This is a genomic window from Lelliottia sp. WB101 (assembly GCF_003051885.1).
Classification (GTDB): domain Bacteria; phylum Pseudomonadota; class Gammaproteobacteria; order Enterobacterales; family Enterobacteriaceae; genus Enterobacter; species Enterobacter nimipressuralis.
Map to the genome: position 1 here is coordinate 3141849 of NZ_CP028520.1, position 17060 is coordinate 3158908.

The following is a 17060-nucleotide window of genomic DNA, read 5'->3' on the forward strand; positions in this document are numbered from 1 at the left end:
GCCTTTGCAGGCTGTCCTTAGGGTTAACGCAATATCGTTTGTAACGCCTGACGTGCGCCGGGCTGGATATCATGCGGGTGCTGGTAGCCAATGTTCTCAATCGCGCGGGTATAAAGCGCGACCAGCCAGTCGTACACGTACACCGTGGCGGCGTGAACCGGCAGCTCACCCAGTTGCGTCAGTCTTGGCGTTGCGCTGCTGACGACAGGCGTCACGAAGATGGCCTGGCCTTTACGCACGCGGCTTGCGGGGCGAGTCGCCGCAGGTGTTTCAGCGTAGCCTAGCCAGCCGATGAAGTTACCGATGGCCGCATGCAGCTGTGCGGCACTGCTTTTATCGGCTTCTACGATGCGCTGTAACTGTTGCGGCAGATTCAGGCGGTAGCTACTGATCACCAGCGTATCGGCAATCTGGGGGAGTGCAGCAACGTCCAGCCCCAGTCTGTTCGCGGCGGCTTCGTTACGGCTCCACTGGCGCAGATGGTTGATCCAGACACGATGCGCCAGACGCGCTTTATCTTTGGTCTGGAAGACCTCATGGCCTTCGCTAGCGTTGTCGGCAAAGAGATCAATCGCGTCGGTGAACAAACCGTTAACCTGCTCTTCGCGGGGCTGCTGAACGGTAAGCAGCGTTTCGAAGGCTTTCAGCGGTGGCAGCAGCCCTTCAAGCAATTCGCCATGGCGGGCTGCGCTGGATTGTAGCGTGCGCACCATCGCTTCAGCCTGAGTGCGTAGTGCATCAGGCTCAACGGCCATCGGCGCGAGATAGCTTTGCATCAATGCACGAAGCTCGCGTTGCTGAGTGTTCTTCAGCGCTTGCAGGCGAGACTGGCGTTGTGTGGCAAGCGTCGCCTGCGACAGCCACTCCACCACGCGCTGCATGCTGTGCGTGTCGAGAGCCTGCAATGTTCCCCAGCGCTGGCCCGGTTTGCCGAGCAGGTGCTGCACCGCCTCATCCAGATTCTGTTTGGTGAGGAAACGCGCGTCGTGCGGCGTAATGGCCCATACCAGGCCAGGCAGGGCGGACTCTTCCGTCGTCTGGGTATCTTTCACCCAGTTCAGCAAGGTTTTCGCCGTTTTTGCCGTTTGCTCGTGGCGGGCGGTAGCGTTGCAAATCACCAGCACGTCGGGCTGCATCTGCTGGCGATAATGTTCCAGCAGCCATGTGCATTTGGCTTCTGCAAGCGGCGAGAGATCGGTCTCCGATGGTGCGGGAATATCAATGATATCGACGTTATCCAGCACACCGTTTTCAGCGGGCAGGACCAGTTCGCGTGTCAGGAATGCCAGCACATCGACGGGAATGCTAATGGCATTCAACATCTCGCCATTATTCAGCGGGTGCAGCACGGCTTCCTGTGCGTCCGGCGCGGTGAACTCTGCGCGAGTGAGGAATCCTTCGCTGGGCAGGCCGAAATTATCGACCAGCAAACTCAGCGGTGCCGCCAGCTGGCGGGCGTGGCTGGTCTGATGCAGCACGTGGGCCAGTTTCAGCCACTGTTGGGTCAGTTCCTGCTGCTCACCCCACAGCAGCGACCAGACGCTGGCGCGAGTGCTTAAATCGAGGGAGGGGATCAGCTGCGCGAACTGATGCCACAGGCTATCGTCCATCAGCTGTTCAGACGCGGGAACGGTGCTGCGCCAGTAGCGGGCAATGGTCGCCACTTCCTGGGCGGTAATCCCCGGAACGCCTTGCGGCTGGCGCAGGGCACGCCATTTTTCGACGCGCGCTTCAATCACCGATTTTTCTACCGGGCGAATCAGCGTATGCAGCGTGGTACTCGCAATAAACAGCTGGACCAGCTCGGCTTCCGTGACCAGGCTCAGGCGCAGCGGGAAGGCATCGTCGCTGACATCACTGGAGCGCGGCGTGAAACGCACGGCCATGTTGGTCAGGGCATGGCCGGGGTTGATATGGGAAAAATAGTCAAAGGTGCGCTGGCCGGGAGAAACATCCAGCCGACCGTTTCCGCTGCCGCACAGTGACGCCAGCAGGTGCGCTTTGGCAGCCTGCGAATGGCCGTAAAGGCCAATGCTGCTGTGTCCGGTCAGGGCGCGGTCAAGCGCCTGTCCGCGTGCCTGCGCGCAGGTGAGGCGGGCCAGCAGGGCGTCAGCATCGTTATCCAGCATCGGGGCATGCAGGCGCGTGTCGTTGATCCACTCGATTAACGCCTGAGAGGTGGCAGTCATCGCTGTCATTTGAGATATACGCTCCCGCTGTCGATCCAGTAGTGGCTTCCGCTATGACGGCGGTCGGCCAGGGTATTCAGTTTAAACGTTAAGGCGTCAGGCGGCACCGGTGTCCCGTCCTGGAGCCAGGCGTCGCTCAGCTCAAACGACTCCGGGCCTTCGTGTTTCGTTCCGCCGCGCAGCTGCAGGCGCACGTTCAGCACGCCGTCTCCGGCGATGGCTTTTGCCAGCTCTGCTGAGTTAATGCTCAGCGTATAGAGCGGAGTGGCGGGCCAGCGGGCGTTAGCCAACTGACGGAAGCCGAGCGTCACGTTACCGCGTAGCGGGAAGTGCAGTCGCGCATCCAGCTTCGCGCCCGGCTTATCGAGGTCGATGTCCTGATACCAGACGTTCTCTTCGCGCAGCGTGTTGACCGTATTATCCAGCACGCCGAGATAACGCACGGTGGAGTAGGCACCGATGTCGGCAGCTTTGAAATTAAAGCGCGGCAAACGCAGATCCAGGGCGAGGCTGCACAGCATCGCGCCGACGGCAGCTGTAGATTTTGGATTACCGATACGACCCTGCTGGCTAAACGGATACCACTCATGTACGCGGTATTTATCCAGCCAGACGATGCGGTTGACCGGCACCGGCTGCAGGTGGCGAATCAGCGCTTGCACCCCAGGCAGACAGCCAGGACGCCCGGTGATCAGCAAAATATCGCAGGCATAATGGGAAATCGCTTCGCACACGGCATGCAGCGGAGCGGCCAGCGTAAACTGGCCCGCCAGCATCGCGTCCTGCATTTCCTGGAAGTTCACATGCAGCGGAACCGCAAACAGATCGAACGGTGCCGAACCGGCTGGCAGCGCGTGGTCGATCGCCTGTTGCAGATAGTTCATCACGTTGCGGGTCGGCTGCTGTTTTAGCAGATCGCCGAAGGTGGCGTGTAAACCCGCCAGCGGATCGTCGATATCGCTGCTCTCCCAGGCGGCGAGGATCCCGTGCCCAATCGGCATAAACAGCTGCAGCGCCGTCTGCTGGCGCAGCACTGCCTGAGTATCAATGCGCCCGGAGTCGCCAAACAGCGAAGCCATCAGCAGAGAAGCATCGGCGATACCGGATTTTTGCAGCTGCGTTTGCAGGGCGGGCAGGACGTAGCGCTGGATCACGTCCAGCAGCGTGTCGTCGCCCGCCACTTTAAATCCTTCGCGGAACAGCAGCTGCGGGGTGATTTTGACATTGTTACCAGAGCCGTCATCCAGCTGATAGTGGGTAATCGCCATATCAGTGGTTCCGCCGCCAATATCGATGGAGGCCACGCGCAGCGAGCGTCCAGGCTGTGCGCCCGGCTCCACTTCACGGTCCGGGCGGGCGAGAGAGGCGAAGAACGCCTCTGTCTGGCCGCCGAAATGTGAAATGGCTTCGTTGTACAGCCACACGAGCTGTCCGCAGCTGGCTTCGTCCCACTCCATCTGGATAGCGGGAACCGGAACCACGCTCTTATCCTGCTGCTTGCGGCTGGCAAAATCGTCATCCTGCGGGTGCCAGCCCATTGCTTTCCAGACGATGGCGATGGCTTCAAACATGCGGCGGCGGAAAATCTCGCGCTCCTGTTTCGGCATCGCCGAGGGCAGGGTCAGGATCAGGGTACGCAACTGGCGTGGTGAGGCCGGGAAGCCCAAACGCAGACGCGTGGCGACGCTGTTGATCTGGCCGAGAGCCTGAGCGAGGAGTTCGCACAACATGTGCGTCATCAGCGTGCTGCGGCTGTACTGCGGCGAGAACACCGGCAGACGTTCATCCGGCGGCAGGGTGAACAGCGGCTGCCCGTCATCGTTCATCAGGTTCATTAGCGGGAAGGCGGTTGCCAGCGGTTCGCGCTGGGTTTTGGCATTCATGCTGCTAAAGCGCCAGTCCTGTACGGTCGGGGTTTCATCCCACAGATAGCGACGCGGGCTGGAGATACCGCTGTTGCCCTCAGTGCCCAGACGCTGCATTGCCAGTTTGCGCGCTTCATCGCCCACGCGCACGATAGAAGGCCAGACAAACGCATCTTCGCGGCCACTTTCAACGGAGAAGTGCTGCTTGCCAAAGCGGGCTTCAGAAAACTCAAGGCGGCTGGTAAACAGCGGCTCATTCAGGAACTGCGGTTCGCTTAAGGATCGCACCTGCAGTTCGGCGGTCTGGCGTAAGCCGTCATTGGCATCGCCGTGATCTTCAATGATCACGCCGCAGGTGTGGGTGTTGCCGACATCGAGGATCAAATCGACCGGAATGGCGGGCGTACTCAGGGTGTGAGTAACAAATTTCACTTCCGGAACGGTGATCTGCTCGCCCAGCATAGTCATCAGGTTGAGCCAGTGGGCCTGATATTCAAAACCGCGCATCGCCTGGTGCAGGTCGCGCTCGGAGCGGTTTTCGACGCTGGTGGCGTAGCCGCTGAATGCCTCGCGCAGCCAGCCGTCAATCCAGGTCTGATCGAGAAAACTCAGCACCTCGTCGTCGCGCCAGGCCAGCGCAAACCGGGTGCCGTTCAGAATATCGTTTTCGACCGGTGACAGGCCCGGCGTGGCGTGATCGGCTATCTGGCTGTCGAGCGCGAACGTGACACGGTGAGTGTTACCCGCGCTGTCCGGCGTCTCAAGCTTACGCACCTGTGCGCGCGCCCAGTTATCCGGGCCGTCGACAAAGGTACGCGGCGGATTAAAGCGTAAAAAAGGCACCGGAAGCCAGACGCCATCCAGCACCGCCAGGGACTGATGCAGGGTGAACGTGCTTTCCGGTTTCACCACTTCAGGTTGACCGCCGCGTGCAGCGGGCAGGGTGTAGCGGCCATTGACCAGATCGTAATTAAGGCGCAGTAAAGGGCCATTGGCGGTTTTACGTACGAAACGGCCCAGACTTGCCGTGTCCTGTGGCGTCAGGCCAAAATCAAGAAACTGTACGCCGCTGTTCGCAATCAGCGTGACGCTTTGTTTGTAGTCGCAAAGATTTACCAGCATAGGATCAGGCACCTGCTTTCTTGAACGTCAGCGGAACGACGGTTTTGGCATCATAACGGGCAGTACACTCCGCCACGTCGTTAATCCCGGCTTTACAGGCGATTTCCGGCATCGGGTAGCGCGAACCATCCGTGCAGCGGGCATTGCCACGGCTCTTAATCATCAGTTCGCCGTTGCTGTGAAGGCCCGAGAAAATGTCGCTTCGACAAATAACGTTATCGCCCTGAACCACGCGAGCGGTCCCCTTGTTGTTCTGAATTTGATAACGCAGTGACGGTGCTTTCCCGGTGATCGGATCTTTCACCTCCAGCATGGCGCGCCAGGTACCGTTGAGGAATTTCGTTGAGCCGGTTTTTACCTGAACGGCATCCATCACCATGGCATCTTTAGGGATCGCGGAAATTATCACCGGTTCTGCGACCGGGGCTGGTGCAGGTTCTGCGGCTTTAACCGGCAGAATTTCGGCCTGGTGCAGCGGCAGGTTCATCGCCATCTCGACCGCCGGTTTTACCGGTTTCGGGGCAATAGCAATCGGTGTCGGAGCAGGCGTTGCGACAGGCTCGGCCGAAGGCGCCTGTTTCGGCCACAGCAGCGGAGTTGCGATGGCCGCGACAATCACGGCCGCCACAGGCAGAGACCAGAGCGGAACGCGGCGTTTTTTGCCTACAACCACAGGCGCAGGTTCTGCGGGCGTGGACACTTCAGGCATCACCACGGGCGCAGGCTCAGCGGAGTAGAGGTCGTCTTCCGTCACACGAACCACAGGCGGTGGTGCGATGAGCGGCGCGTCGGCTTGCTCAAACACAATCGCCGGAGCGGGTTCTTCAGGCTCAGGCTCTTCAACTGGCGCAGGCATCGGCTCAGGCTTGAGGGATTCACGCAGGCAATCCAGAACATCCTCGCGCGCGTTTTCGTTGAGGTTCACAAAACCCCAGAACGCGATAACCGGCTTGCCGTCGACGAGGAACAGGAAATTTTCGCCTGGGAACTGGAATGCTTTCGAAAGCAGGGAACCAAACAGCTGTTGTGCGGTTTTAGGCGACTGGAGGCTCTTTTTGCTCAGCGATTCAACGCTTGAGAGGGTGTTCTCCAGATAGCGCAGGGCGCGAAAACGTGCGTCTTCATCGGCGGCATTCCAGCCCAGAACGTCACCGTCCACCGGTGAATACCAGTCGACACGGTCGCCGCCGTCATTGACCTGCGGAATCGCCAGACAATCGACGATCGTCTGCTGTTTGCGCAGACGCAGCGCTTCACGGATTTGTAGTGCTGATTCAAATACGGCCTGTCCGCCGCCGCCAACGGCCTGAAAATCATCGAGATTGCCGCTGCGTAAAAGTGTTTTTGCCACGATTTGGTCCTGTAGACTTCTTCACCCCATTACTTTAACGAAATCGTTTTGCAAGCAAACGGACGAGGAGACGCTAAAAGCGGCGATTTCTTAGCGGATAGAAAGGTGCATTAGTGGTTGACGAAACAGCACACTTAAGGCAAATCACCGGGCGATGGCTGGCTGTTAAACCAGCGAAATTAATGGCTTTAGAATATCCTGATAGTGTTTCGTTATTTGCCACCCGCTCAGGGCTGTGCTGTTATTGACGTTCTATATATAAAAATCAAAAGGCTTATAACCATGACCACAGGGAAAAAGCTGCTCGCGCTTGCGCTGAGTACATTCTTACCGGCAAGCGCTGCCTGGGCGGCAAACACAGATACGATCATTTACTGCTCTGAGGCGTCACCGGAGTCGTTTAACCCGCAAATCGCCAGCTCCGGCCCGTCATTCGTTGCCAGCTCTCAGGTGCTTTATAACCGTCTGATTAATTTTGATCCGGTCAAAAACACCCCCGTTCCGTCGCTGGCAGAATCCTGGACTATCTCTCCGGACGGCAAAACCTATACGTTTACGCTGCGTAAAGGCGTGAAATTTAACAGCAACAAATACTTCAAACCGACCCGTGATTTTAACGCCGATGACGTTATTTTCTCGGTGCTGCGTCAGAAAGACCCTAAGCATCCGTATCACAACGTCTCCCAGGGTAATTACGAATATTTCAATGACGTCGGACTGGATAAGCTGATCCAGGAAGTCAAAAAAGTCGATGATTACCATGTGCAGTTTGTGTTGAGTGAGCCGAACGCGGCCTTCCTCGCCGACTGGGGAATGGATTTCGCCTCGATCCTGTCAGCCGAATACGCAGACGCTATGCTCAAAAAAGGGACGCCGGAAAACGTCGACACCTGGCCAATTGGTACCGGCCCGTACGTGCTGCAGCAATATAAAGTTGATTCTCTGATCCGCTACGTTGCTAACCCGACTTACTGGGACGGCGAGGTGCCGACAAAACATCTGATTTTCTCGATTACGCCGAACGTCGAAACGCGCCTCGCGAAGCTGCAAACCAACGAATGCCAGATTATCCCTGCGCCATCCCCGGTTCAGTTTGACGTGATTAAGAAGAATAAAGATCTGACGCTGCATTCCGTTGATGCGCTGAACGTCGGCTATCTGGCGTTTAACACCGAGAAAAAACCGTTTGATAACGTGCTGGTGCGTCAGGCGCTGAACTACGCGACGGATAAAACGGCCATTGTTAACGCCGTGTTTATGGGTTCCGGTACGGTCGCTAAATCACCGATTCCGCCGAACATGCTCGGTTTTAACAAAGATTTGAAAGACTACAGTTACGATCCGGAAAAAGCGAAAGCGCTGCTGAAGCAGGCGGGGCTGGAGAAGGGCGCAGAAGTGACCCTGTGGTCGATGCCGGTTCAGCGCCCGTACAACCCGAACTCCAAACGCATCGCGGAGATGATCCAGAGCGACTGGGCGAAGGTAGGCGTGAAGGCGAAAATTGTCTCTTACGAGTGGGGCGAGTACCTGTCCGGAATGCGTAAAGGTGAGCACGACAGCGCCCTGTTTGGCTGGATGTCTGATAACGGCGACCCGGACAACTTCGCCGATGTGCTGCTCGGCTGCAACAGCATCAAGACCGGCTCGAATGCCGCACGCTGGTGTGACAAAGGGTATAATGACCTGGTACAAAAAGCGAAGCTGACCAGCGATCCGGCGAAGCGTGCGGCGCTGTACAGCCAGGCGCAGGAGATTTTCTACCAGCAGGCGCCGTGGATTGCGCTGGCAAACGGCAAAACGTTCTACGCCACGCGCAGTAATGTGACCGGGTATAGCGTTAGCCTGATGGGCAGTGATTTCTCCAAAGCGAAGCTGAACTAGCCAGGTACCCGGTGGCGTTGCGCTTACCGGGTCAATTGGACAGTGTATGTGTTAGCCGGGTAAGGCAATGCCGCCGCCCGGCGATATGACTCGATGACAAGGAGTGACAATGTCACATTTAGACGACGTGATCGCGCGCGTGGATGCCGCGGTGGAAGAGAGTGTCATTACTCACATGAATGAACTGCTCATCGAACTGAGCGAAGACAGCGAACTGAGCCGCGAAGATCGCTACGCTCAGCAGCAACGTCTGCGTAACACCATTGCGCACCACGGCAAGCAGCATAAAGAAGAGGCCGATGCCCGCCACGATCAGCTGACTAAAGGCGGCTCGATTCTGTAAACGTCAGAACTGGCGCCGTGCAACCAGCCAGGCGCCAATTACCAGCAGCACCGCACCGCAGACCGGGCCAATCAGCGCCCGCAGCGGGATCCCCTGGCTTTTCAGCACGTCCATCACCAGCCCGCCAATCAGCTGACTGGCGACCAGCACCGCAATCGTCGTGGCTGCACCGACATACTGATAGCCGCTGATGCTGGCAAAGACAAAAAATGATCCCAGCAACCCTGGAATCAGCGTCCACCAGCGTATCGTGGACGCCAGCTCGCTGAAGCCCGCCACGCCGTTTTTAATCAGTAATATGCTGACAAACAAGACAATACCGACCAATGAGTTCAGCAGCATGGCGATCAAAATCGTCGATGACGACTGGGTGATGCGCACCATCAGCGTGTTTTGCACCACCAGACCGATTCCAGCAGCCACCAGAAAGACCAGCGTCAGGGATTGATTCATCCGATCGCGTCCGGTTCGTGGCGATCGTCGAGCTGGAGCTGCATAAAGGTCAGATCCAGCCAGCGGCCAAATTTTGTGCCCACCTGCGGCATCTGCCCGGTGATGATAAAACCGAGGGTCTCATGCAAATGAATAGAGGCCTGATTCTGCGCTTCGATGCCCGCCACCATCACGTGTTTGCCGATGGCGCGCGCTTCAACGATCAGCGTTTTCATCAGTTCGCGGCCAATGCCTTTACCCTGATGATCGGGATGAACGTAGACCGAATGCTCCACCGTGTGGCGGAAACCGTCAAAGGCGCGCCAGTCGCCGAAGGAAGCATAGCCTGTGACCACGCCGTTTTCTTCGCTGATCAGCACCGGATAGCCCATCAGCGTGCGCGCTTCAAACCAGGCAATACGGTTTTCCGTATCAACAGTGGTGTCGTTCCAGATTGCTGCAGTATGCAGCACCGCGTGGTTGTAAATCTCGCCGATGGCGGCGCAATCTTCTTTGCTGGCGTGACGGATAATCATCGGAACCTCGGGATCGGTTGTTCACTATAGTGGTACGTATTACTCACAATATTACACAAATGCCGCGCCAGACCGCTACGGCATAAGACATATTTTTTTGTTATGACAACGGCATTGAAATCGGGTCCATACACTATAGTATGACGTCATGAACACTATGCCAGACGATATGAATCAACGGATTAGCGCGCGAATTCGGGTGGAACGCGAATCGCGCGGTTGGTCGCTTAGCGAGCTTGCTGAGCGGGCAGGCGTGTCACGCGCCATGATCCACAAAATCGAACGCAGCGAAAGCAGCCCGACCGCAACGCTTCTGGCGCGGCTGTCGGGGGCGTTCGGTATCAGCATGTCGACGCTCATCGCCCGCGCTGAGATGCAGGAAGGCAAGCTGCTGCGCTTTGCCAACCAGCCGGTGTGGCGCGATCCGCAAACGCATTATCTGCGCCGCCACGTTTCACCGCGTACCGATTTGCCAATCGATCTGGTTCAGGTCGAACTCCCCGGCGGCAGCGATGTGCCGATGCCTGCGTCATCCTACGCGCTGGCGCGTCAGCTTATCTGGTTACAGTCCGGTGAACTGGTGTTTCAGGAGGGCGATACCCGCCATGAAATGCAGGCCGGAGATTGTCTGGAGCTGGGGCCACCTAACGACTGCCGCTTTATCAATGAGACGCAAAATCCCTGCGTGTATCTGGTGGTGCGCCTGAATCAGTCTGGCTCGTAATGATAAGGCAGTTGTCGGCAACAGGCGCTAGTCTCTAAGGACATTTGCGTAATAAGGAGCGATCCATGAGTCAATCTGCAAACACAAACCGCCGCCTGGTGCTGGCGTCTCGCCCACAGGGTGCGCCGGTCGCGGACAATTTTCGTTTAGAAGAGCAACCGATCCCAACGCCTGCGGACGGGCAAGTTTTGCTGCGTACCGTCTGGCTGTCACTCGACCCGTACATGCGTGGCCGCATGAGCGATGCGCCGTCCTATTCGCCGCCGGTTGAAATTGGCGCGGTGATGGTGGGCGGCACGGTCAGCCGCGTTGAGCTGTCGAACCACCCGAAATTCAAAGCGGGCGAGTGGGTGCTGGGCTACAGCGGCTGGCAGGAGTATGAACTCTCTGACGGCACAGGACTGGTCAAACTCGGCGATGAGGTGAAACAGCCATCCTGGGCACTTGGCGTGCTAGGAATGCCCGGTTTCACGGCCTACATGGGGCTGCTGGATATCGGCCAGCCGAAAGAGGGTGAGACGTTAGTGGTTGCAGCGGCAACCGGCCCGGTTGGGGCGACCGTCGGGCAGATCGGCAAAATCAAAGGCTGTTATGTGGTCGGCATTGCGGGTGGCGCGGAGAAATGCCGTCACGCGGTTGAGGTCCTCGGGTTTGACAAGTGTCTGGATCATCGCGCGGACGATTTTGCCGAACAGCTGGCTCAGGCCTGTCCGGAAGGCATCGATGTGTACTACGAAAATGTCGGCGGTAAAGTGTTCGACGCGGTACTGCCGCTGCTGAACACCTCGGCGCGCGTGCCGGTGTGTGGGCTGGTGAGCGGGTACAACGCCACCGGGCTGCCGGACGGGCCAGACCGTCTGCCTCTGCTGATGGCGACGCTGCTCAAGAAACGCATTCGCATGCAGGGCTTTATTATTGGCCAGGATTACGGTCATCGCATTCAGGAGTTTCAGGATGAGATGGGGCGTTGGATCAAAGAGGGCAAAATTCAGTATCGCGAGCAGGTGATCGACGGGCTGGAGAATGCACCGCAGGCGCTGATTGGCCTGCTGGAAGGCAAAAACTTTGGCAAAGTGGTGATACGCGTCGCGAAGGATAACTAATGGTACTCATTATGGCGGGAATCCCCGCCATAATATATTCTTAAAGTTTGACTATAATGTCTTTAATAATACCAGCATAGCTATCGGCCATACCGGATTCGGTGAGCCGAGGGCAAAAAAATGCATAAATTTTGGTTCTTGAATTTTTTAGCGTCATTCCAATACCAGTGTGAAGATACAGGATATATCGACAGGCACTCGTTCAGGTCAAAACGGGTGGATGAATAGCGCTTATTTTTTAAGCTGAAGGAAATGCACATGCTTGAATTGGAACATTTAGAAAAAGCACAACGCCTGAGCCTTACGATGCAAGTTGAGGTGAGCCTGAAAGGGGCGTTGATTGCCGGAGCGCTCAAACCTGGCGCCAGGCTTATTACCAAAGAGATTGCGGATAAATTAGGCACCAGTATTACTCCTGTTCGCGAAGCACTTTTACGGCTTGTCTCCGCCGGAGCCCTGCATGCCACACCGGCACAGGCTTTTCTGGTGCCGGAGATCACCCTCGATCGCTATACAGAAATAAACGCCATTCGTAAGCAATTAGAGTCGATGGCGGTTGCAGCAGCCTGTGAAAAAATGACAGACAGCAAGCTGCAGGAATTACGCGATCTGGCAGAGAAATTCCACGCTGCAATGCGTAACGGCGAGGCGCAGCGCGCCCTGCATGCTAATCGTGCGTTTCGCTTCAGGCTGTATGAGTGCGCCCAGATGCCCACATTAACGGCGATGATTGAGCAACTTTGGGTGCGTATTGGCCCCTGCTTCAATTATCTCTACGAAGATGTACACGACATTTCAAAATATTCGTATCGCTACGATGAACTGCTGGATGCGCTTGAGCGCGGCGATGCAGTGGCCTGTGATAAAGCGATTGATAAACTCATTGACGGGTCGACGGCGCTTTTATTGCAGCAGTATTTTAGTTAAGGAATAGTTTAATTCCTTTTTACTTCTTCACTAAAACTATTGCCCTACTTAACTATTACCCGGAGGAATTGCTCTTCCGGGAATATTATTTCATGTTTATTGATGTAAAAACTCACCATCAAGTTTTGAAGAGGCATGCCGATATTCACTCTACCTTTTTAGACAAGGATAGATGATGAAATATTTGAGCTGGATTTTGATTCCTGTTGCCCTGAGCGTATCAGGCTGCAGCACGTTATTCCCAGAGCCAAAACTGTACACCCCTCCAGCAAACAGTGCTGATGTCGCAAAAATCCGTCTTATCGGGCCTCCTATGAGCTACGGGATTTATCAATACGACCCTTCCGGTAAAGAAACGGGTGGATGGGTTTTAAAGCATAATCGTTACCTGAATCCTTTCCTGGGTTCAACAAAGGATATTGGCTTACCCAAAATAACCGGAAAGAGTTACAAAGATGATTATTTTGAAACGCTGCTAATACCTAATCAAAAAACCATCATTGAGCATTCATTGTATCAGGGCTGCCACGTCACCCTTTCATTCGTACCTGAAAAGCAAAAAATCTATGAAGGGCACATCAGCTACGCAGACAAGACGGGCTACTGCGTGCTGTATATGAAGGAAGTCGCATTAGATACCACCAATGGCATCTATGTGGAAAAGGATGTTAAGCAATGAGAGCGGCGAAGGCGTTAGGAATTGTTTTACTTGTCTTAATGAGCGCGTCATGTGCGTCAAATTACGATAAAACGGGCGCAACCAGCTTAGCGCAGTATTCTGAAAAAGAGATCAAACAGAAAATCACTCCTGAGGTGACCACCCGCAAAGATGTTCTGATTGCCTTCGGCGTTCCCGCCAATACACCGGATTACAACAAAGTGAACCACTGGGTATATACCTCAAAAATCGTCGATCGCCGCATCTACCTTATCATTCCGGTGATCCTCGACAGGAAACAATATCTGTCGGTTGATTTCTCTGATCAAGGGATTGTGACCGCGTACCGTTACGTTGAGGAATAAGTGGCCTCTGAAACCCCGCCTTCGTCAGGCGGGGTTTTTGTTGTGTAGTTTCTATTAACCGTTATTCGAAACGATATGACACGGACATCCCCACGCCGTAATTACGCCCCGGAGCCGGTTCGTAGTAGCGGCCGTTGGATTCGTTAACGATGACCGATCCGACATACTCTTTGTCGAACAGGTTATCGACGCGCCCGAAGACGTCCATTTCCCAGTTGCCGTAGTTAAATTTGTAGCCCGTATTCAGGCCGACCACGGTGTAGGAAGGGGCTTTGGCGGTGTTTTCATCGTCCGCCATGATATCGCTCATATAGCGCACATCGGAGCCTGCGTACCAGCCTTCTTCCGGCTGCCAGCCGAACGACGCATAACCCATATTGCGGGCGATGCCCGGCATACGGTTGCCGTTACAGTCGGCGTCGGAGCAGACGTTGGTGCGGTAAGTTGCATCCAGATACGTCCACGCCATTTTCAGCTTCCAGTTCTCGGCAAACTGCTGATCGAGGGAAAGCTCCACGCCCTGACGACGCGTTTTCCCGGCGTTTTTATAGCTGGTGCGGCCGCCGGCGCTGGCGTCTACCACAATCTCATCATCCGTATCGGTGCGGAAAAGCGCCGCCGTCAACAGACCATTGCCGACGCGGGTCTTGCTGCCCACTTCGTAAGTATTGTTGGTGGAGGGTTTCAGGCCGAAGTTCAGCCCGCTTTGATTCCCGGAACGGTAGGAGAGCTCGTTGATGGTCGGCGTTTCAAACCCACGGCCGGCCGCAGCGTAGACGTTCCATCCATCGGTGATGGCGTATTTTAAAGAACTGGCAGGCAGCCATTTGTGGTAGCTCGCGTCGCCGCTGTCATCCCCGTTGGCGCCTTGCACGTAGTGATCGTTGGAGTCGAACCACACGGAGCTGTAACGCACGCCTGCATCCAGGGAGAGTTTTTGCGTCAACTGCCAGCTGGTCTGCAGATACGGGTCGACGTTCCACATCAGGTTACGTTCGTTGCGGCGTTTATCGCCTTTCACACCGTACTCCGGCACGCCGTTGTTCATGACGAAGTTCTCGTAACCGCGACGATCTTCGCTCATGTTTTCGTAGTTCAGCCCGGTGGTGAAGGTCACGGGCACCAGCAGTTCGCCGCGATGCGTCCAGCGGGTGTCCACGCCCTGATAGTGGCGCTGCATATCGATCACGCCGCCAGAGTGGGTCTCTTTGAGCTGCGGCTGATATGGAATCGACTGATACTGCGTCATTTCACGCTCACCGGCATACATCATCACGCTGAGATCGTCCTGCTCCGTCAACTGGCGCTCGTAGCGCAGGCCAGCCTGGGTCTGCTTGATAGTTTTGCGGGTGTTGTACTGATCGGCGCGCGGAGACTGACGCGGGTTGTCGCGCCACTCCTGATAATCCAGTCCGCCCGGATCGTTAGCTTTCATGTCGACGCTGTTGAAAATCAGCGTCAGTTTGCTGGCATCATCGATGCGCACACCCAGTTTGGCGTTCGCCAGATTTTTACGCGCACCGCTGTGGTCGCGATAGCCCTTCGTCGTGAAACGGGTCGTCGACACCGTGTAATCCACATCGCCCGCATGGGTGCCGTCACCCATTGCGCCGGTGGCTTTTAGGCCGTAGCGCCAGGTGCCGTAGCTGCCGTAATAGCTGCTCGCTTCAATGGTCGGTGGCTGCTGGCCGGTCTGGCTGGCGATATTGATCACGCCGCCGGAGGCATTGCCATACAGGGCAGAGAACGGACCGCGCAGCACTTCTACGCTGTCGATGCTGGAGAGATCGATATTTGAAGTCTGCCCCTGGCCGTCCGGCATGGTCGCCGGAATGCCGTCGACGTACATGCGAATACCGCGCACGCCGAAGGTAGAGCGGGCACCGAAGCCGCGCATGGAGAGCTGTAGGTCCTGAGCGTAGTTCTGCCGGTTCTGAATTTGTAAACCGGGCACGCTGCCGAGCGATTCAGAAAGGTTGATGCGCGGCGCAGCCTGACGCATGTCATCCCCGTTCACGACGCTAACCGCGGCAGGGGTATCGAGTTCAGAAACGGTCTGCGGCGTGGCGCTGACAATCATCGTTTGTTCTTGTGCAGCCAGTGCCGCTGCGGGGGCAAAGATCGTCGGCATCCACAACAGGGTGAGCGTGGCCTGACGGGCAGAAATGATTTTCATGAATAAAGAGCCGGTTGATGAAGAAAACGAACCAAATGGAACACATGTGCGTATGGTAAATCTTTTGTAAAGGTTTTGAAAACTTTAACAGCACGTTGCGTTAACAGAAGTGTAGATAAAAACGAAGCGGGGCGCGAAACGGGAAACTAAGGCTCCACATTCAGGTGAATAATGATTACTATTCTCAACAATAAAACAGGATGAAGCGATGACTTCGTCTCAGGGAAGCAATGTCGGCATTACACATTTTTTTATCAAAGGGAGTCGTCATGTCATTACGTCATCTGTGCTCACCGCGTCTGCGTGGTTCTCTGCTGTTGGGTTCACTGCTGGTAGCAGGTTCGTTTAATGTTCATGCTGCAGAAGAGATGCTGCGAAAAGCGGTGGGTAAAGGCGCTTACGAAATGGCGGTCAGCCAGCAGGAAAATGCCCTGTGGGTTGCGACCACGCAAAGCCGCAAAACGGATAAAGGTGGCGTGGTTTACCGTCTTGATCCTGTCACACTTGAAGTGACGCAGGCCATTCATAACGATTTAAAACCGTTCGGCGCCACCATCAACAATGCCACTCAGACCCTGTGGTTTGGTAACACCACCAACAGCGCGGTAACGGCTATCGACGCCAAAACCGGTGAAGTGAAAGGGCGCCTGGTGCTTGACGATCGCAAGCGCAGCGAAACCGTGAAGCCGCTGCAGCCGCGCGAGCTGGTGGCCGATGACACCACCAATACCGTCTATATCACCGGTATCGGCAAAGAGAGTGTGATTTGGGTAGTGGATGGCGAAACGCTGAAACTGAAAGAGACCATTGCTAACACCGGCGCATTCAGCACGGGTCTGGCGCTGGATGCGCCGGCAAAACGTCTTTACAGCACCAACGCAGACGGCGAGCTGATCACCATTGATACGGCCACCAACAAAGTGCTGAGCCGAAAAAAAGTGCAGGACGACGGGAAAGAGCATTTCTACCTGAACCTGAGCCTGGATACCAAAGGGCAACGCGCGTTCCTGACCGACTCCAAACAACCGGAAGTGCTGGTGGTGAACCTGAAGGACGCAAGCGTGATCGAGAAAATCGCTGCGCCGGAATCGCTGGCGGTGCTGTTTAACCCGACGCGCAACGAAGCTTACGTGACGCATCGCGAAGCGGGCAAAGTCAGCGTGATCGACGCGAAAACCTACAAAGTAACGAAAACCATCGATACGCCAACCTTCCCGAACAGCCTGGCGCTGTCCGCTGACGGCAAAACGCTGTATGTGACGGTGAAACAGAAATCTACCCGTCAGCAGGAAGCCACCCAGCCTGACGACGTGATCCGTATCGCGCTGTAAAGCGTGTGTGGTAGCGCCGCGCAAATCTGGCGCTGTGGGTAAAAAAAAGGAAGGCCC

At 56.0% G+C, this 17060-nt stretch carries 14 protein-coding genes; 8 read left to right on the forward strand and 6 right to left on the reverse strand.

The features are described 5' to 3' along the window. Positions 1-23: 23 nt before the first annotated feature. Genes DAI21_RS15160 through DAI21_RS15170 form a run of 3 tightly spaced genes read right to left on the reverse strand, consistent with a single transcriptional unit; the run spans position 24 to position 6527 of the window. Positions 24-2198 carry a virulence factor SrfC family protein gene (locus DAI21_RS15160; RefSeq protein ID WP_107703492.1) on the reverse strand — a complete coding sequence of 725 codons (2175 nt, stop codon included), beginning with the start codon at positions 2196-2198 and terminating at the stop codon, positions 24-26. Next, positions 2195-5176 (reverse strand): virulence factor SrfB, encoded by a 2982-nt coding sequence (locus DAI21_RS15165; RefSeq protein WP_107703493.1) that lies wholly within the window; start codon positions 5174-5176, stop codon positions 2195-2197. The genes DAI21_RS15160 and DAI21_RS15165 overlap by 4 nt, the downstream gene beginning before the upstream one ends. A gap of 4 nt (positions 5177-5180) precedes the next feature. Next, positions 5181-6527, reverse strand: a complete 1347-nt coding sequence (locus DAI21_RS15170) for an SrfA family protein (RefSeq protein WP_107703494.1) — start codon at positions 6525-6527, stop codon at positions 5181-5183. A gap of 282 nt (positions 6528-6809) precedes the next feature. Between DAI21_RS15170 and DAI21_RS15175 the strand changes: the two genes are divergently transcribed. Together DAI21_RS15175 and DAI21_RS15180 are read left to right on the forward strand one after the other, a co-directional pair. Next, the gene (locus DAI21_RS15175; RefSeq protein ID WP_107703495.1) at positions 6810-8408 is read left to right on the forward strand and encodes an ABC transporter substrate-binding protein; all 1599 of its coding nucleotides are present in this window, start codon (positions 6810-6812) and stop codon (positions 8406-8408) included. 109 nt (positions 8409-8517) lie between these two features. Beyond that, a complete protein-coding gene (locus DAI21_RS15180) occupies positions 8518-8751 on the forward strand; it encodes a YdcY family protein (protein ID WP_102103795.1) in 234 nt (77 codons plus the stop codon). A 3-nt stretch (positions 8752-8754) separates the two neighbouring features. Here the strand turns inward: DAI21_RS15180 and DAI21_RS15185 are convergent, their stop codons facing one another. Both DAI21_RS15185 and DAI21_RS15190 read right to left on the reverse strand, forming a co-directional pair. Continuing rightward, the gene (locus DAI21_RS15185; RefSeq protein ID WP_102103794.1) at positions 8755-9204 is read right to left on the reverse strand and encodes a DMT family transporter; all 450 of its coding nucleotides are present in this window, start codon (positions 9202-9204) and stop codon (positions 8755-8757) included. After that, positions 9201-9719 carry a GNAT family N-acetyltransferase gene (locus DAI21_RS15190; protein WP_107703496.1) on the reverse strand — a complete coding sequence of 173 codons (519 nt, stop codon included), beginning with the start codon at positions 9717-9719 and terminating at the stop codon, positions 9201-9203. The genes DAI21_RS15185 and DAI21_RS15190 overlap by 4 nt, the downstream gene beginning before the upstream one ends. 148 nt (positions 9720-9867) lie before the next feature. On the opposite strand from DAI21_RS15190, the gene DAI21_RS15195 reads away from it, so the two are divergent. The 5 genes from DAI21_RS15195 (at position 9868) to DAI21_RS15215 (ending at position 13496) form a co-directional block, all read left to right on the forward strand. Further along, positions 9868-10443: a helix-turn-helix domain-containing protein gene (locus DAI21_RS15195; RefSeq protein WP_100780044.1), complete on the forward strand. Its 576-nt coding sequence runs from the start codon at positions 9868-9870 to the stop codon at positions 10441-10443. A gap of 65 nt (positions 10444-10508) precedes the next feature. Further along, the gene (locus DAI21_RS15200) at positions 10509-11546 is read left to right on the forward strand and encodes an NADP-dependent oxidoreductase (protein ID WP_107703497.1); all 1038 of its coding nucleotides are present in this window, start codon (positions 10509-10511) and stop codon (positions 11544-11546) included. A gap of 258 nt (positions 11547-11804) precedes the next feature. Further along, on the forward strand, positions 11805-12473 hold the full coding sequence (locus tag DAI21_RS15205) for a GntR family transcriptional regulator (protein WP_100780046.1): 669 nt from the start codon (positions 11805-11807) through the stop codon (positions 12471-12473). A 172-nt stretch (positions 12474-12645) separates the two neighbouring features. Further along, the gene (locus DAI21_RS15210; protein WP_228483284.1) at positions 12646-13152 is read left to right on the forward strand and encodes a hypothetical protein; all 507 of its coding nucleotides are present in this window, start codon (positions 12646-12648) and stop codon (positions 13150-13152) included. Continuing rightward, a complete protein-coding gene (locus DAI21_RS15215; protein WP_129035244.1) occupies positions 13149-13496 on the forward strand; it encodes a hypothetical protein in 348 nt (115 codons plus the stop codon). Before DAI21_RS15210 ends, DAI21_RS15215 begins: the two co-directional genes overlap by 4 nt. 61 nt (positions 13497-13557) lie before the next feature. Here the strand turns inward: DAI21_RS15215 and pqqU are convergent, their stop codons facing one another. After that, the gene (pqqU, locus tag DAI21_RS15220; RefSeq protein ID WP_107703499.1) at positions 13558-15672 is read right to left on the reverse strand and encodes a TonB-dependent receptor PqqU; all 2115 of its coding nucleotides are present in this window, start codon (positions 15670-15672) and stop codon (positions 13558-13560) included. Between the two features lie 269 nt (positions 15673-15941). Between pqqU and DAI21_RS15225 the strand changes: the two genes are divergently transcribed. Next, positions 15942-17003, forward strand: a complete 1062-nt coding sequence (locus tag DAI21_RS15225) for a YncE family protein (RefSeq protein ID WP_107703500.1) — start codon at positions 15942-15944, stop codon at positions 17001-17003. The last annotated feature ends 57 nt before the right edge of the window (positions 17004-17060 follow it).

What these genes read in the sequence shown, in the direction of transcription:
- DAI21_RS15190 (WP_107703496.1), bottom strand. Translation starts at nt 9,719, where the DNA reads ATGATTATCCGTCACGCCAGCAAAGAAGATTGCGCCGCCATCGGCGAG.
- DAI21_RS15185 (WP_102103794.1), bottom strand. Translation starts at nt 9,204, where the DNA reads ATGAATCAATCCCTGACGCTGGTCTTTCTGGTGGCTGCTGGAATCGGT.
- DAI21_RS15180 (WP_102103795.1), top strand. Translation starts at nt 8,518, where the DNA reads ATGTCACATTTAGACGACGTGATCGCGCGCGTGGATGCCGCGGTGGAA.
- DAI21_RS15195 (WP_100780044.1), top strand. Translation starts at nt 9,868, where the DNA reads ATGAACACTATGCCAGACGATATGAATCAACGGATTAGCGCGCGAATT.
- pqqU (WP_107703499.1), bottom strand. Translation starts at nt 15,672, where the DNA reads ATGAAAATCATTTCTGCCCGTCAGGCCACGCTCACCCTGTTGTGGATG.
- DAI21_RS15200 (WP_107703497.1), top strand. Translation starts at nt 10,509, where the DNA reads ATGAGTCAATCTGCAAACACAAACCGCCGCCTGGTGCTGGCGTCTCGC.
- DAI21_RS15175 (WP_107703495.1), top strand. Translation starts at nt 6,810, where the DNA reads ATGACCACAGGGAAAAAGCTGCTCGCGCTTGCGCTGAGTACATTCTTA.
- DAI21_RS15205 (WP_100780046.1), top strand. Translation starts at nt 11,805, where the DNA reads ATGCTTGAATTGGAACATTTAGAAAAAGCACAACGCCTGAGCCTTACG.
- DAI21_RS15225 (WP_107703500.1), top strand. Translation starts at nt 15,942, where the DNA reads ATGTCATTACGTCATCTGTGCTCACCGCGTCTGCGTGGTTCTCTGCTG.
- DAI21_RS15210 (WP_228483284.1), top strand. Translation starts at nt 12,646, where the DNA reads ATGATGAAATATTTGAGCTGGATTTTGATTCCTGTTGCCCTGAGCGTA.
- DAI21_RS15160 (WP_107703492.1), bottom strand. Translation starts at nt 2,198, where the DNA reads ATGACAGCGATGACTGCCACCTCTCAGGCGTTAATCGAGTGGATCAAC.
- DAI21_RS15215 (WP_129035244.1), top strand. Translation starts at nt 13,149, where the DNA reads ATGAGAGCGGCGAAGGCGTTAGGAATTGTTTTACTTGTCTTAATGAGC.
- DAI21_RS15165 (WP_107703493.1), bottom strand. Translation starts at nt 5,176, where the DNA reads ATGCTGGTAAATCTTTGCGACTACAAACAAAGCGTCACGCTGATTGCG.